General features: G+C 64.5%; 1 pseudogene. It reads left to right on the top strand.

The features are described 5' to 3' along the window. A pseudogene (locus CVV76_RS21960) lies at positions 1-366 on the top strand (DDE-type integrase/transposase/recombinase); the annotation flags it as partial. Positions 367-389 lie beyond the last annotated feature (23 nt).

Raw genomic sequence — 389 nt, 5'->3', positions numbered from 1 at the left:
GCGCCCATGGCGATCCCGCAGGGGCCGAACCAGCGCTGGTCGCTGGACTTTGTGTCAGACAGCCTGTCCGATGGTCGCCGCTTCCGGGTGCTGTGCGTCATCGACGACTTCAGCCGGGAATGCCTGGCCGCGGTCGTGGACACCTCGCTGTCAGGGCAGCGCGTTGGCCGTGAGCTCGACAGCATCGCTCGGGTGCGCGGCTATCCATGCATGGTGGTCAGCGACAACGGCACGGAGCTGACCTCGAACGCCATCCTCAAATGGCAGGAGGATCGCAAGGTCGAGTGGCACTACATCGCTCCGGGAAAGCCCATGCAGAACGGCTTCGTCGAGAGTTTCAATGGCCGCCTGCGCGACGAGTGCCTTCTGTAATCGGGGCGTGGCTGTCA

The sequence above is a fragment of the Acidimangrovimonas sediminis genome (assembly GCF_002871005.1).
Classification (GTDB): domain Bacteria; phylum Pseudomonadota; class Alphaproteobacteria; order Rhodobacterales; family Rhodobacteraceae; genus Acidimangrovimonas; species Acidimangrovimonas sediminis.
This window is presented reverse-complemented; position numbering and strand designations above follow the sequence as displayed.